The sequence below is a fragment of the Micromonospora sp. M71_S20 genome, from assembly GCF_003664255.1.
Taxonomy (GTDB): Bacteria; Actinomycetota; Actinomycetes; order Mycobacteriales; family Micromonosporaceae; genus Micromonospora.
In genome coordinates this window covers 2,396,965-2,410,158 of sequence record NZ_RCCV01000001.1, presented here as the reverse complement: position 1 = coordinate 2,410,158, position 13,194 = coordinate 2,396,965, and the positions used below count along the sequence as shown (strand labels likewise).

Genomic DNA, 13,194 nt, shown 5'->3' with positions numbered 1-13,194 from the left:
TCGGTCAGCGGATCTGGACGCCGGAGATGGCCCGGGAGATGACCAGCCGCTGGATCTCGGAGGTGCCCTCGAAGATGGTGTAGATCTTGGCGTCCCGGTACCAGCGCTCCACCGGGTGGTCGCGCAGGAAGCCGGCCCCGCCGAGCAGTTGCACGGCCTTGTCGGTGACGGAGACGGCCACCTCGCCGGCCTTCAGCTTGGACATCGAGCCCTCGCCGGCCGTGAAGGGCCGGTTGTTGCGGCCCATCCACGAGGCGCGCCAGACCAGCAGCCGGGCCGCGTCGATCTCCATCTTCATGTCGGCCAGCGCGAACGCGACCGCCTGGTTCTCGATGATCGGGCGGCCGAACTGGACCCGCTCCTTCGCGTAGTCCAGGGCGTACTCGTAGGCGGCCCGGGCCACGCCCAGCGCCTGCGCGCCGACGGTGGGCCGGGAGAGCTCGAACGTGCGCATGGCGGCCTGGCCCGAGGCGCGCTTGCCGGAGCGGGCGCGGTCGAGCCGTTCGAGCAGGGCGTCCCGGCCGCCGAGCAGGCAGCGCCCCGGCACGCGTACGTCGTCGAGGAAGACGTCGGCGGTGTGCGACGCGCGCAGGCCCAGCTTGCGCAGCTTGCGGGTCGCGGTCAGACCGGCGGTGCCCGGCGGTACGACGAACGCGGCCTGCCCGCGGGAGCCGAGCGACGCATCGACCGAGGCGGTGACCACGTGCACCCCGGCGATCCCGCCGTTGGTGGCGTACGCCTTCTGCCCGCTGAGCACCCACTCGTCGGCCGCCTCGTCATAGACGGCCCGGGTGCGCATCGCGCCGACGTCGGAGCCGGCCTCGGGCTCGGTGGTGCAGAACGCGGCGACGGCCGGCTCGTCGACGGTGCCGAAGCACTGCGGCACCCATTCGACCATCTGGTCGGGGGTGCCGGCGCCGTAGATCGCGGCCACCGCGAGGGAGGTGCCGAAGATGCCCAGCCCGATGCCGGCGTCACCCCAGAAGAGTTCCTCGCTGGCGATCGGGAGGGAGAGGCCGGTGGGGTCGGCCCAGCAGGTGGCGAGGAACTCGAAGCCGTACAGGCCGACCTTCGCCGCCTCCTGGATGATCGGCCAGGGAGTCTCCTCCCGGGCGTCCCACTCGGCCGCGGCCGGGCGCACGACCTCGGCGGCGAAGCCGTGCACCCAGTCGCGCAGATCCCGCTGTTCCTCGTTCAGGTCGAGCGAGAACTCGGCCATGTCAGGCCTTGGGGATGTCGAACAGGTTGGCGATGTTGGCGGCCAGGCCCAGGTCGCCCTTGGCCTTGAGCTTGCCGGTCATGAACATCATGACGGGGTTCGCGCCACCGGAGACGATCTTCAGGAACTCGACCGGGCCCATCGTGAGGCTGAGCTTCGGGTCGTGCTGCGGGGTCTCGTTGACGGTGCAGGCGCCGTCGGCGATGACCACCTCGTAGGTGTCGGTGCCCCCGTCGGGACGGCCGGTGATGTTCCAGTGGATGACCGCGTTGGTCGAGCCGGCCCGGTCGGCGCGGAAGAGCTGCGGCATCCGGCCGAAGACCTCGCCGAGGATCTTGCCGCGCAGGTCGCCGGACATCACCTCGGCGATCTTGTCGTCCGGGGTGGACTTGACCAGCTGGGCGAACTCCTTGGGGCCGACGTTCGCGAAGTTGGCCGGGTCGAAGTCAGTCATGGGGCTGCACCTTCCGGGTATTGGCTACTCGTGCGTAACCTTACGGGCGAGTAGGTATGCTCGCAAGGTGTCCACCCCACCCACCTTCAAGCGCCTCCCCCGCGCCGTACGCGAGCAGCAGATGCTCGACGCGGCCGTGAAAGTGTTCTCCCGCAGGGGATTCCACGCCGCCAGCATGGACGAGATCGCCGAGGACGCCGGCATCTCCAAGCCCATGGTCTACGCGTACCTCGGCACGAAGGAAGAACTCTTCGTCGCCTGCCTGCACCGGGAGGGCACCCGGATGATGCAGGCCATCGCCGGGGCGGCCGCCCCCGAACTGCCGGCCGACGAGCGGCTCTGGCGCGGGCTGCGCGCCTTCTTCGGCTTCGTCGGAGCGCACCGTGACGGATGGGCGGTGCTCTACCGGCAGGCCCGGGGCGAGCAGCCCTTCGCCGGCGAGCTGGCCGGCATGCGTGCCCGGCTTGTCGAGGTGGTCGCCGGGATGCTCGACCACGCGCTGCGCGCCGAGGGCCGCGAGGTGGGCGAGACCGACCTGGAGGTCGTCGCGTACGCCCTGGTGGGGGCGACCGAGTCGCTGGCGGACTGGCTCGCCGACCACCCGGAGGCCGACCCGGAGAAGACCGCCACCCGGATGATGAACGTGGCCTGGCTGGGCGCGGGTCAACTCCTCCACGGCGTCACCTGGCACCCACGGGCCACCCCCTCCTGACCTGCTCGCCCGCCGGCGGCGGGCATCCGCGGCGGCAGTCGCACGAGTGGAACGCCATGGTTGTCAAAGAGGCCCCGAGACAGCCGTGGCGTTCCACCCGTCACGCGGTTCGGCGGCGGGTGTGCCGCGTCCCGTCGCGCGTTCAGCGGCGCCTGCGGCGGCGTAGCCAGCGGAACGACTCCAGCAGGAGGGTGATCGCCAGCGAGAGGCCCACGCCGGCGAGGATGCCCTTGATGGGATCGCGTTCGAAGGCCAGCCCGCCGAAGTAGCCGAGCAGGGCGCAGTAGAGCGCCCAGCTCACCGCCGCGACGGCGTCGAAGAGCAGGAACGACCGGAGCGGATAGCGGACCGCGCCCATGGTGAGGGTCACCGCCGTGCGGCCACCGGGGACGTACCGGGCGGTGGTCAGGATCAGCCCGCCGCGCCGGTGCAGCGCCCGCCGGGCCCATTCCGAGCTGGCCCGGCGCCGGCTGTCCGCCGGGAAGCGGGCGAGCCGGTTCGCGCCGCCGCCGCGACCGATGGCGTACGAGACGTGGTCGCCGGCGAAGGCTCCCAGCGCGGCGGCGACGATCACCCACACCAGGTCGGGGTCGCCGCCGGTGGCGAGCACGGCGGCGGTGATCACGGCCGCCTCGCCGGGCACGGCGGGGAAGAACGCGTCGACCGCGGTGAGCCCGAAGATCAGCAGGTACACCCACGGTGAGGCGACCAGCTGCCGGAGCAGGTCGAGCACGGACTCCATGCCTCCCATGCTCGCCGGGCGCGCACCGGCCGGTGGCCGAGTCGCCGGATCACCCGCGTCGACCTCCGGCGGGGCCCGGCGTCACGCCGACGCCTCGGCCGGCGTTCTGACCGGCGGGAGGGGGCGCGGAGCGAGGAGCGGGCCGTGCGGGGTCTTGTCGTCGGCGGTGGGGCCGTGCGAGGTGAGCACCACCGGCGCGCCGAGTTCCCGGGCCACCGCCGACGGCCAGTCGACGGGCGGGTCGTCGTACACGGGACGGGAGCGCATCAGGCGGGCGGTGAGCGCGGCCTGCCGGTCCAGGTCGCCGGGCGGGCCCGGGGTGAGCCGGTCGGTGGTGTCGTAGCGGCGGCAGATCCGCAGCCCGGGGCCGGCGAGGTCGACGTGGGTGAGCGCCAGGCCGTCGACCCCGCCGGCGGCGGCGAGGGCGTACCGGTGGGCGACCGCGTCGAAGTGGCCGAACCGGAACCGCCCCTGCCACGGGTTGGTCGGGTTGTGCGGGTCGGCCAGCGGCAGGGCCGGGTCCTCGGTCACCAGTGGGCCGGGCCCGTGCCGGGTGGTGACCACCCGGAGCACCCCGATGCGGGTGGCGCCGCCGGGCTGGCCCGCCTCGGTGAGCAGGCTGTCGGCGTTGGCGAAGGTGGTGGTGCTCCACGTGGTGTACGGGTGGAAGCCGTGCCACTCGTCGAGCAGCACTCCCTGCGCGCCCTCGAAGACGCAGGTGCCGGCGCGCAGCGCCCCGGCCAGCCAGCTCCGGTCGACGATCGCGACCCGCCCGGCGAAGCCGGTGAACGCGGGCAGGCAGTCCTCGACGGGCGGCGCGTCCAACGGGCCCAGCTCGGCGGTCAGCCGGTCCCGCAGGGCGGTCAGCCGGCGGCGCAGCAGCCCCGGGTTGCGGCAGTCGGCCACCCGGGGCGCCTCGTCGGGGTGGGCGAGACCGTACGCGACGGTCTCGCCCACCCCCAGCCCGCAGGAGCCGTGCCGGTCGGCTCCCCGGGCGATCTCGCGGGCCCGGTTCGCGGCCCGGTGGTACGGGGTGGCGAGCAGCGCCTCCCCGTCCACGGTCAGCCGGTCGAGCGCGTCGGGCACCCCGACCGAGGTGAGGTGGTCGGCCTCGGCGGCCAGCGCCAGCGGGTCCACCACCACGTGCCGCGACAGGTGCGTACGGACGCCGGGGTGGAACGTACCGGCCCCGAACTGCGCGAACGTGTGGTGCCGCCCGTCGCGCAGCACGACGTTGTGCGCCGCCTGTGCGCCCCCGTTGAAGCGGACCACCGTGTGCACGGGCCGGGTGGCGCAGAGCCAGTCCACGACCGTGCCCTTGCCGGCGTCGCCGTAGCCGAGGTCGACCACCGCCACGTGTCTCATCGCCGGGTCACCTTTCCGGAGCCGAGGTCGACCACCGTCACGGGTCTCACAGCCGGGTCACCTCGCCGCCGGTGTCGCGGAACGCGGGCAGCGTCGACACCTCGGCGCGCCGCCCCCCGCGCAGGCGGGCCAGCGCCTTGGACACGGTGCCGGTGGCGCCCGAGCCGGCCCGGTCGAGGTCGCGCAGGCCCTCGTCCAGGTCGATGGCCTGCTCGCCGAGCCCGATGGTGAGCGCGATCGTCTCGCAGACCGCGTCGAGGTCGTCCAGCACGACGGCGTTCTGCCCGAGCAGGTCCCGCCAGAAGTCGAGCACCTTGGCGTTGCCGGAGTTGTGGCTGCCGGCGGGGAGCAGGTAGTAGGTGTCCCAGCGGCGGGTCAACTCGTCGACGACCTGTCGCAGCGGCACGTCCTGGCGCATGTCGTCGCCGATGACGCGGGCCACCTCCCGGGCCTTCACCTTCGGGTACGCCAGCTCGTCGCCGATGATGAACAGGTAGCCGCGCCGGCCGCGCTTCTCCCAGGAGTCGGTCACGGTGTGCCGGGCCATGAAGTACATGGCCAGCTCGTACGACTCGGTCATCTGTCCGCCGCCGCCGCCCTCCAGCACGATGCGGCCGAGGTCGTCGTCCATCCGGTTGTCCGACTCGAACTGGCCGACCTGCAACGGCACCCGGTCGCAGGTGGCGTCGCCGATCGCGCCGAACATGATCTGGGGGTCGCTGGCGTAGCCCTGCCGTTGCAGCAGCCCGAGCAGCTGCGGCAGCTTGGTCTGCAGGACGCGCGGCACGTTGCGCATCGAGCCGGTGACGTCGAAGAGCACCGCGATGGGCGTCGACCGGGGGTGCTCGGCGGAGTCGCGGCTCTCGCGCATCGCGTCGCGGGGGTCGAGGGCGGAGTGCACGGTCCGCGCCCCGCTGTCGCTGTAGGAGAACGCGCTCTTGCCGGTCTTCCGGCGGTAGCGGTCGGCGGCGTCGTACACGTCGGTGGACCACATTCCACTGCCCATGACAGCTCCTTACGGGTTGAGGGTGAAGGGTCGGAAGGTGCGCGGCCCGTAGAGCCGCTCCAGCACCTCGTCCAGTTCGCGCAGCAGCCGCCACGCGTCGTCGGGCCGGGCGTCCAGGGCCCGCTGCCGGCAGCCCCGCGCGAAGGCGTCCAGCTCGCGGGGCGCGCGCGGCCCCATCAGCCAGCTCATGCATCCGCTGGCCATGGCGATGTCGGTGCCCGGCCCGCAGGGCCGCTTCCGGGGGACCTCGTCCGGGTACCAGTTCGCGTCGTAGCCGGGCACCAGCGCGGGGACCGTGCTGCCGACGGGGGCGGAGAAGCACCAGTCGACCAGCACCACGCCGTGCCCGTCCGGCTCGATCAGCACGTGCGGCGGCAGGACCGCGCCGTGCACGATGCCCGCCCCGTGCGCCAGGCCGAGCGCCACCAGCAGCCGGCGCCACATCCAGGCCACGTCGCGGGCGTCCAGCCCGTCCGGGTACGCGCGCCGGACCTCGTCGAGGTCGTGCAGGCCGGGCGCGGTGGCGAGCACGTTGATCCGCCGTTCGGCGCCGGTCGCGGCGTCCCGGTGCGGGAAGTCCTCGACCAGGCGGGGCACGTACGGCAGGTAGCGCGGGTCGCCGCGCTCGGCGATGGTGCGCAGGGCGTGCGCCTCGCGGGCCATCAGGTCGTTGTCGGCGGGCCGCCGGGGCAGCTTGAGCAGCCGGTCGGCGCCGACGTCGTAGAGATCGGCCAGGTCGCCCGAGTAGGCCGGCGTGCCGAGCCGGTAGTCGCCGAGGACGGTGACCTGCCGGGCCCGCCAGCGGGTGGTGACCCGGATGAACGCGTCGGTGGCCTCGGCGCGTACCGCCGGATCGGGCGGCAGGCGGTCGGGGTGCAGGGCCGCGACCAGCTCGCGGTAGCGCCGGGCCGGCTGGTCCGTGCCGAACAGGTCGGCGTCGGTGCGGGCCGCCGCGACCAGGCGGACGGCGTCGGCGGTCCTCATCGGACCGCCTCCTCCCGGGCGGGGCGCAGCAGCGCCGGGTGCAGCAGTCGGGCGTCGCCGGCCCGGTAGAGCCGGGCGCGGGGGCCGCCCCGGGCGCCGCCGCGCTCGGTGCTGGTGCCGGTGCTCTCCACGAAGCCCGGCACGGAGAGCACCTTGCGGTGGAAGTTGCCGGCGTGCAGCGGGTGGCCCCAGACCGTCTCGTAGACGGCGCGCAGCTCGCTAATCGTGAACTCGCCGGCGAGGAAGCGCGTGGCGAGCGGGGTGTATTCCAGCTTGGACCGGGCCCGCTCCAGCGCGTCGTCGATGATCCGGCCGTGGTCGAAGGCGAGCTGCCGGCCGGTCAGCGCGGTCACCGGCAGCCAGACCGCCTCGTCGGCGTCGGTGCCGGCGGCCGGGTCGGGCAGGTCGGGGGCGAACGCGAGGTGGGCGACCGAGACGACGCGCATGCGCGGGTCGCGGTCGGGGGTGCCGTAGCTGCCCAACTGCTCCAGGTGTACGCGGCGCAGCCCCTCGCCGCCGAGCCCGGTCTCCTCGGCCAGCTCCCGTCGGGCGCCGGCGGTGAGGTCCTCGTCGGGGCGGACGAAGCCGCCGGGGAGCGCCCAGTGCCCCTCGAAGGGGGGCTGGCCGCGCCGGATCAGCAGCAGGTGCAGCGCGCCGTCCCGGATGGTCAGCGCCACCACGTCGACGGTCACGGCGACCGACGGGTAGGCCCCGGGGTCGTACCCGGCCAGGAAGTCCTGCTCGTCAACCATGTCTCTCTCATTCTGAGAACATCTCGCTGTGAGAACAACTTAGCGCACGAGAACGCCCCTGCCAAGCCCGGGATCCGGATCCGGCGGGGGCGTGCCCAGCTTCGGCAGGGGCGCCTCAGCGCACGAGGCCCGCCAGGTGCGGTCGACCACGCGAGTCGTGCAGGGCGAACCCGCCCTCCGGCAGCAGGCCGAAGCTCACCGTGCTCGGCAGCGGCACCGGCAGCTTGAAGGCCACCTCGACCGTGTAGGCGTCCGGCAGCCGGTTCTCCAGCGCGGCCAGGCAGCGGGCCTTGCTCCACATCCCGTGCGCGATCGGCCGGGGGAAACCGAACAGCCGGGCCCCGAGGCGGGAGGTGTGGATCGGGTTGTGGTCGCCGGAGACCCGCGCGTAGTCCGTACCGACGCGGGGCTCGACCCGCCAGCGGGCCGAACCGGCCGGCGTCGTCGGCCGCCCGGTCTGGTCGCGCCGCCCACCGCCGCCGCCCCGCTTGCCATCCCTGCCGAGGTACGTCGAGACGCCCCGCCAGACCTCCGTCCCGTCGACCGAGCCGACCAGCACCACGTCGACCTGCCGCCCCCGGTCGTGCGGGCGCAGGTTCTCGGCGTACGCGCGGAAGTCGAGGGTCTCGTCGGCGGTGACCGGGCGGTGCACGGTGATCCGGTTGCCGACGTGCACCACGCCCGTCAGCGGGATGGGGAACTCGGGCGCGGTCATCAGCCGCAGGGCCAACGGAAAGCCCATGACGTGCGGGAACGTGGCGGGCAGCCGGTCGGTGAGCCGGAACCCGCAGACCCGGTCGTAGTCGGCGAGATGCGTCCGGTCGACGGCGATCCCGCCGACGGCCAGCTCGACCGCCGGGACGCCCGCCGAGCGCCGCCCACCGCCGAGGCCGGGCAGCGCGCCGAGCAGCGCCCGCCGGTAGAGCGCCCCGGCCGCCGGCATCCGGGGCAGCTCGACGCGCTCCCGGGCACCCGTACCGGCCGGGCCCCGGCCCGACAGGTCCTGCGTCGCCTCGGCGGCGGAGGCGGAGAGGTCGTGCGTCTGTTCCAGGCTCAGGTCGTGGCCGGACGCTTCCGGCCCGCGGACCGCGTCCAGGGTGTCCTGCGACAGGATCTCGGTCGGGCCGTCGATCAGCTCGTGCACCGACAGGTCGTCCGGGTCCGGCGCCGGTCGTTCTCGCCTCGCCATCACGCCCCCAGCAGGCTCTGGCCGCAGACCCGGACGACGTTGCCGCTGACCGCGCCGGAGGCCGGCCACGCCAGCCACCCGATGGTCTCGGCGACGTCCACCGGCAGCCCGCCCTGGGACATGCTGTTCATCCGCCGGCCCGCCTCGCGCAGCACCAGCGGGATGCGCGCGGTCAGCCGGGTCTCGATGAACCCGGGGGCGACCGCGTTGACGCTGATCTGCCGTTCGCGCAGCGCCGGGGCGAGCGACTCCACCAGCCCGATCACGCCCGCCTTGCTGGTGGCGTAGTTGGTCTGGCCCCGGTTGCCGGCGATGCCGGCGATCGAGGAGACCGAGACGATCCGGCCGCCGGCCGGGATCAGCTCCCGCTTCAGCAGCACGTCGTTGATCCGCTCCTGGCTGGAGAGGTTGACGTCGAGCACCGAGTCCCACCGGTCGGCGTCCATCCGGCCGAGGGTCTTGTCGCGGGTGATGCCGGCGTTGTGCACCACCACGTCGACCCGGCCGTGCCGGTCGGCGAGGTGCGCGGCGAGCCGGGCCGGGGCGTCGGGGGCGGTCAGGTCGAGCTGGACGGCCGTGCCGCCGATCTCGTTGGCGACCGCCGCCAGCTCGTCCCCGGCCGCCGGGATGTCCAGCGCGACCACCCGGGCGCCGTCGCGGGCCAGCACCCGGGCCAACGCCGCGCCGATGCCCCGGGCCGCCCCGGTGACCAGGACGACCTGCCCGTCCAGCGGGCGGTCCCAGTCGGCCGGCGCCTCGGCCGTGCCGGTGCCGACCCGGACCACCTGCCCCGAGACGTACGCGGACCGGCCGGAGAGCAGGAACCGCAGGGTCGCCTCCAGGCCGGTCCAGGTGCCGGCGTCGGGGTCCTTGGTGACGTGGACGAGCTGGGCGGTGACGCCCCGGCCGAACTCCTTGCCGATGCTGCGGGTCAGCCCCTCCAGGGCCCGCTGGGCGGTTGCCTCCCGGGGCGAGGCGCACTCCCCGGGCGGGGTGCCGAGCACGACGACCCGGCCGCTGGGCAGCACCGACCGGGCGTGCGGGTGGAAGAAGTCGTACAGCTGCCGCAGCTCGGCGGAGTCGGTGATGCCGGTGGCGTCGTACACCAGAGCGGCGAAGCGCCCGGTGGACTCCGCGGCGCCGGGATCGCGCAGCTCGACCCCGGCGGCGGTCAGGAGCTTGCCGGCCTGCTCGGCGAGCCGGCCGCCGGTCGCGGCGCCCAGCAGGACGGGGCCGGGCACGAGGGGGTCGCCGGGGGTGTGCCGGCGCAGTCGCGGCGGGTCGGGCAGCCCGAGGCGCTTGACCAGCGCACGACCGGCCCCCGATCGGACGAAGCTCGCGTACCTGTCGGTCATAGGCGTAGCCTACTGGCGAGTAGGTTGAGAGCAAGTCTTTCGAGGAGGCGGGATCGTGCAGAACATCCGGCGGGTGGCGGTCATCGGCGGCAACCGCATCCCCTTCGCGCGGTCCAACTCGCGGTACGCCAGCGCGTCGAACTCCGACATGCTGGGCGCCGCGCTGGACGGGCTCGTCGCCCGGTTCGGGCTGGCCGGTCAGCGGGTCGGCGAGGTGGTGGCCGGCGCGGTGCTCAAGCACGCGAAGGACTTCAACCTGACCCGCGAGGTCGTGCTCGGCTCGAAGCTCGACCCGCACACCCCGGCGTACGACATCCAGCAGGCCTGCGGCACCGGGCTGGAGGCCGCCATCCTGGTCGCCAACAAGATCGCCCTCGGGCAGATCGACGTCGGCATCGCCGGCGGCGTGGACACCACCTCCGACGCGCCGCTCGCGGTCAACGAGGAGATGCGCCGCACGCTGCTCCGGCTCAACAGCGCCCGCACCCTCGGCGAGCGGCTGAAGATCGCCGCGAAGCTGCGCCCCACCCAGCCGTTCAGGCCGGAGATCCCGCGCAACGCGGAGCCGCGTACCGGGCTGTCGATGGGGGAGCACGCCGCCCGCACGGCGTTGCGCTGGCAGATCGACCGGCAGGCCCAGGACGAGCTGGCGCTGCGCTCGCACCAGCGGCTCGCCGCCGCGTACGACCGGGGGTTCTTCGACGACCTGCTGACCCCCTACCTCGGGCTGACCCGGGATGCGAACCTGCGCCCCGACACCAGCCTGGAGCGGCTCGGCTCGCTGAAGCCGGTCTTCGGCGCGAAGGGGCCCGACGCCGAGGCGGCGACCATGACGGCCGGCAACTCGTCGCCGCTGACCGACGGCGCCTCGACGGTGCTGCTGGCCAGCGAGGAGTGGGCCCGCGCGCACAGTCTGCCCGTGCTGGCGTGGTTCTCCTGGTCGGAGACCGCCGCCGTCGACTTCGTGCACGGCGACGAGGGGCTGCTGATGGCCCCCGCGTACGCGGTGCCCCGGATGCTGTCCCGGGCCGGGCTGACCCTCCAGGACTTCGACTTCTACGAGATCCACGAGGCGTTCGCCTCGCAGGTGCTGGCCACCCTGGCCGCCTGGGAGTCCCCGGAGTTCTGCAAGGACCGGCTGGGGCTGGACGCCCCGCTCGGCGCGATCGACCGGGAGAAGCTGAACGTCAACGGCTCGTCGCTGGCCGCCGGGCACCCGTTCGCGGCCACCGGCGGCCGGATCGTGGCGACCCTGGCCAAGCTGCTGGCGGAGAAGGGCGGCGGCCGGGGGCTGATCTCCATCTGCGCCGCCGGCGGCCAGGGCGTGACCGCCATCCTCGAACGCTGACCCGGGCAACCTGCGCGGCCCCGCTCTCCGTCCCTTGGACATGAGGCGGCGAAGGCGGAACAGGTGAAGCGGGCGGACGAGGACGAGTATCGGCAGTTCGTCGAGGCCCGGCTGGAGCACCTGCGCCGCACGGCGTACCTGCTCTGCCGGGACTGGCACACCGCCGACGACCTCGTCTCCATCACGCTGGGCAAGCTCTACCGGGCCTGGCCCCGGGTCCGCGCGGCGGAGAACGTCGAGGCGTACGTCCGGCAGGTGCTCACGCGCGCCTGGCTGGACGAGCGGCGGCGGCCGTGGCGGCGCGAACGCAGCACCGACGAGGTCCCCGACGATGCCGCGCCGGACAGCGAACCCGACCTGGCCGACCGGGAGCTGCTGCTCGACCTGCTCGGGAAGCTGCCCGAGCGGCGGCGCGCGGTGCTGGTGCTGCGCTTCTACTGCGACCTCTCCGTGGAGGACACCGCGCAGATCCTGGGCGTCACCACCGGCACGGTGAAGAGCCAGGCCGCCAGAGCGTTGGAGTCGCTACGCCTGCTGGCCGTGGACCAGCCGGCCCTGAGGACGGGGAGGTTCGCGTGACGTACCGGGAGATCTTCGACGCGGCGATCGGCGATCCGCCGCCCTCCTCGATCGACCTGGACGGGGTGATCCTGCGGCAGCGCCGGCTGGTCCGCACGCGCCGGCTCGGGGCGTACGCCTCGGCGGCCGGCGGGGTGTTCGCGCTGGTGCTCGGCGCGGGCCTGGTGGTCAACCGTCCGGACATGCAGCCGGCGGCCCCGGCAACCGCCTCGCGGCCCCCGCACCGCAAGAGCAACCAGAACCTGCCCACGGAGGCGGCCTGGCGCTACCGGGACGGGGTGGCGGCGGCCCTCGTGGCGCGGGCGCCTGGAGTCCGTTGGATGTCACCGACCGTGGTGGGCCGCGACGTCGTTCCGACGGGTCCGGCCGGCGACGCGCCGGTCGGGGGCGCGTCCGAGGACTACCGCAACGTCGGTTTCTCGGTGCGCGCCTATCCGGTCGACCCCACCGGCGCGTTCGGCAACGAGTTGTCGGCCCTGGCGCTGGCCGAACCGCAGCCGGGCCTGAACCGCGACGTCATGGACTGCGGGAAGCAGATCGTCGACTCGTGCGGTCTGTCGACGGGGCCGGACGGCGCGCGCGTCCGGGAGACCGCGCGCGTCTGGGAAGCCTTCGGGGGCGGGGCCGTGACGCACTACCGGCGGGTCGACGTATTGCACCGCGACGGCACCTGGATCAGGATCTGGCTGCACAGCCGTGACGGGCGGTTCGTGCTCACCCCGGAGCAGCTCCGGGACCTCGCCCTCGACCCGGCCGCCCGCCCCGCCTGGTGACCCGGCCCGCGGCAGGGTGGGGTCGGCGGCGGATGCCCGGCTGGCACGAGTTGGTCCGGGACCTACTTGATCGTGCCGGCCGGGGCGAGCCATCGCATGGGTTGACCGGTCACTTCGGAGATCTGGTCGAAGTCACGGTCGTAGTGCAGCAGGGACAGGCCCTGGTGTTCGGCCGTCGCCGCGATCAGCAGGTCGACGGCACCGGCCGAGCGGTGGGTGCCCCGGGCGGTGAGCTGTTCCTGGATCTCGGCCGCCCGCTCGTGGATCCGGTCCGGCATGCCCACCCGGTTGAACACCGTGCGAAGCCGCTCTCCCAGCCACCTGCGATCGCTCAGCGAGCGGGCCGAATACAGGAACTCCAGCTCGACCAGCGGGCAGACCGCGAGCAGGCCGGCCGTGAGCGGCTGTTCCCACCGGGCCTGGGCGTCGGGGTCGCGCAGGAGCCGGACCAACGCACTGGTGTCGACCAGGTGGTCCGCGAGCCTCACGACCGGTATGTGCCCTTGTCGAGCAGTTCGTCGAAGTCACCGGCCTGGGCCCGACCGCTGAGTTCCGCGAGGGCGCGGGCGCGACGCAGGCGGGCAGCCCCTTCCCGCAGCGCGACGTTCACCGTGTCCTTCTTGGTCTTGGTGCCGAAGGCCGCGGCCGCGTCCGCCAGTGCCTCGTCGTCGACGTCCACCAGGATCTTGGTCACGCACACCCCCTATATACGTACC

The 13,194-nt window shown here is 73.9% G+C and carries 15 protein-coding genes; 4 read left to right on the top strand and 11 right to left on the bottom strand.

What is annotated here, in order from left to right; genetic code table 11:
• Positions 1-4: 4 nt before the first annotated feature.
• Positions 5-1,219: an acyl-CoA dehydrogenase family protein gene (locus DER29_RS10945; RefSeq protein WP_121397248.1), complete on the bottom strand. Its 1,215-nt coding sequence runs from the start codon at positions 1,217-1,219 to the stop codon at positions 5-7.
• Between the two features lies 1 nt (position 1,220).
• Positions 1,221-1,673, bottom strand: coding sequence for an SCP2 sterol-binding domain-containing protein (locus tag DER29_RS10940; RefSeq protein WP_089002639.1), 453 nt, complete (start codon positions 1,671-1,673; stop codon positions 1,221-1,223).
• A gap of 67 nt (positions 1,674-1,740) precedes the next feature.
• Here DER29_RS10940 and DER29_RS10935 point away from each other — a divergent pair, with 67 nt between their 5' ends.
• On the top strand, positions 1,741-2,385 hold the full coding sequence (locus tag DER29_RS10935) for a TetR/AcrR family transcriptional regulator (protein WP_121397247.1): 645 nt from the start codon (positions 1,741-1,743) through the stop codon (positions 2,383-2,385).
• Between the two features lie 142 nt (positions 2,386-2,527).
• Here the strand turns inward: DER29_RS10935 and DER29_RS10930 are convergent, their stop codons facing one another.
• From DER29_RS10930 to DER29_RS10900, 7 genes are all read right to left on the bottom strand, one after another.
• Positions 2,528-3,127: a DedA family protein gene (locus DER29_RS10930; RefSeq protein WP_121397246.1), complete on the bottom strand. Its 600-nt coding sequence runs from the start codon at positions 3,125-3,127 to the stop codon at positions 2,528-2,530.
• Between the two features lie 81 nt (positions 3,128-3,208).
• Entirely contained in the window at positions 3,209-4,492 is a 1,284-nt protein-coding gene (locus DER29_RS10925) for an adenylosuccinate synthetase (RefSeq protein ID WP_121397245.1), read from the bottom strand.
• 46 nt (positions 4,493-4,538) lie between these two features.
• A complete protein-coding gene (locus tag DER29_RS10920; protein WP_121397244.1) occupies positions 4,539-5,498 on the bottom strand; it encodes a hypothetical protein in 960 nt (319 codons plus the stop codon).
• A gap of 9 nt (positions 5,499-5,507) precedes the next feature.
• Entirely contained in the window at positions 5,508-6,482 is a 975-nt protein-coding gene (locus DER29_RS10915) for a serine/threonine protein kinase (RefSeq protein ID WP_121397243.1), read from the bottom strand.
• Entirely contained in the window at positions 6,479-7,234 is a 756-nt protein-coding gene (locus DER29_RS10910; RefSeq protein ID WP_121397242.1) for an NUDIX domain-containing protein, read from the bottom strand. The genes DER29_RS10915 and DER29_RS10910 overlap by 4 nt, the downstream gene beginning before the upstream one ends.
• Before the next feature lie 115 nt (positions 7,235-7,349).
• A complete protein-coding gene (locus DER29_RS10905; protein WP_233600044.1) occupies positions 7,350-8,177 on the bottom strand; it encodes a MaoC/PaaZ C-terminal domain-containing protein in 828 nt (275 codons plus the stop codon).
• Between the two features lie 245 nt (positions 8,178-8,422).
• Positions 8,423-9,778, bottom strand: a complete 1,356-nt coding sequence (locus DER29_RS10900) for a 3-oxoacyl-ACP reductase (RefSeq protein WP_121397241.1) — start codon at positions 9,776-9,778, stop codon at positions 8,423-8,425.
• Between the two features lie 55 nt (positions 9,779-9,833).
• Here DER29_RS10900 and DER29_RS10895 point away from each other — a divergent pair, with 55 nt between their 5' ends.
• From DER29_RS10895 to DER29_RS10885, 3 genes are all read left to right on the top strand, one after another.
• Complete coding sequence (locus tag DER29_RS10895) at positions 9,834-11,126, top strand: acetyl-CoA C-acetyltransferase (RefSeq protein WP_121397240.1); 1,293 nt, start codon at positions 9,834-9,836, stop codon at positions 11,124-11,126.
• 63 nt (positions 11,127-11,189) lie between these two features.
• Positions 11,190-11,705, top strand: a complete 516-nt coding sequence (locus tag DER29_RS10890) for a SigE family RNA polymerase sigma factor (RefSeq protein ID WP_121397239.1) — start codon at positions 11,190-11,192, stop codon at positions 11,703-11,705.
• Positions 11,702-12,478 (top strand): hypothetical protein, encoded by a 777-nt coding sequence (locus DER29_RS10885; RefSeq protein WP_121397238.1) that lies wholly within the window; start codon positions 11,702-11,704, stop codon positions 12,476-12,478. The genes DER29_RS10890 and DER29_RS10885 overlap by 4 nt, the downstream gene beginning before the upstream one ends.
• Before the next feature lie 62 nt (positions 12,479-12,540).
• Here DER29_RS10885 and DER29_RS10880 read toward each other — a convergent pair whose 3' ends face one another.
• Together DER29_RS10880 and DER29_RS10875 are read right to left on the bottom strand one after the other, a co-directional pair.
• Complete coding sequence (locus tag DER29_RS10880) at positions 12,541-12,966, bottom strand: PIN domain nuclease (protein WP_121397237.1); 426 nt, start codon at positions 12,964-12,966, stop codon at positions 12,541-12,543.
• Positions 12,963-13,172, bottom strand: a complete 210-nt coding sequence (locus tag DER29_RS10875; RefSeq protein WP_121399140.1) for a type II toxin-antitoxin system VapB family antitoxin — start codon at positions 13,170-13,172, stop codon at positions 12,963-12,965. The genes DER29_RS10880 and DER29_RS10875 overlap by 4 nt, the downstream gene beginning before the upstream one ends.
• Between the last annotated feature and the right edge of the window lie 22 nt (positions 13,173-13,194).

Bases quoted from the DNA above. Each gene is read 5' to 3' on its own strand.
- DER29_RS10945 (WP_121397248.1), bottom strand. From the start codon at position 1,219: ATGGCCGAGTTCTCGCTCGACCTGAACGAGGAACAGCGGGATCTGCGC.
- DER29_RS10940 (WP_089002639.1), bottom strand. From the start codon at position 1,673: ATGACTGACTTCGACCCGGCCAACTTCGCGAACGTCGGCCCCAAGGAG.
- DER29_RS10930 (WP_121397246.1), bottom strand. From the start codon at position 3,127: ATGGAGTCCGTGCTCGACCTGCTCCGGCAGCTGGTCGCCTCACCGTGG.
- DER29_RS10925 (WP_121397245.1), bottom strand. From the start codon at position 4,492: ATGAGACACGTGGCGGTGGTCGACCTCGGCTACGGCGACGCCGGCAAG.
- DER29_RS10920 (WP_121397244.1), bottom strand. From the start codon at position 5,498: ATGGGCAGTGGAATGTGGTCCACCGACGTGTACGACGCCGCCGACCGC.
- DER29_RS10915 (WP_121397243.1), bottom strand. From the start codon at position 6,482: ATGAGGACCGCCGACGCCGTCCGCCTGGTCGCGGCGGCCCGCACCGAC.
- DER29_RS10910 (WP_121397242.1), bottom strand. From the start codon at position 7,234: ATGGTTGACGAGCAGGACTTCCTGGCCGGGTACGACCCCGGGGCCTAC.
- DER29_RS10905 (WP_233600044.1), bottom strand. From the start codon at position 8,177: ATGCCGGCGGCCGGGGCGCTCTACCGGCGGGCGCTGCTCGGCGCGCTG.
- DER29_RS10900 (WP_121397241.1), bottom strand. From the start codon at position 9,778: ATGACCGACAGGTACGCGAGCTTCGTCCGATCGGGGGCCGGTCGTGCG.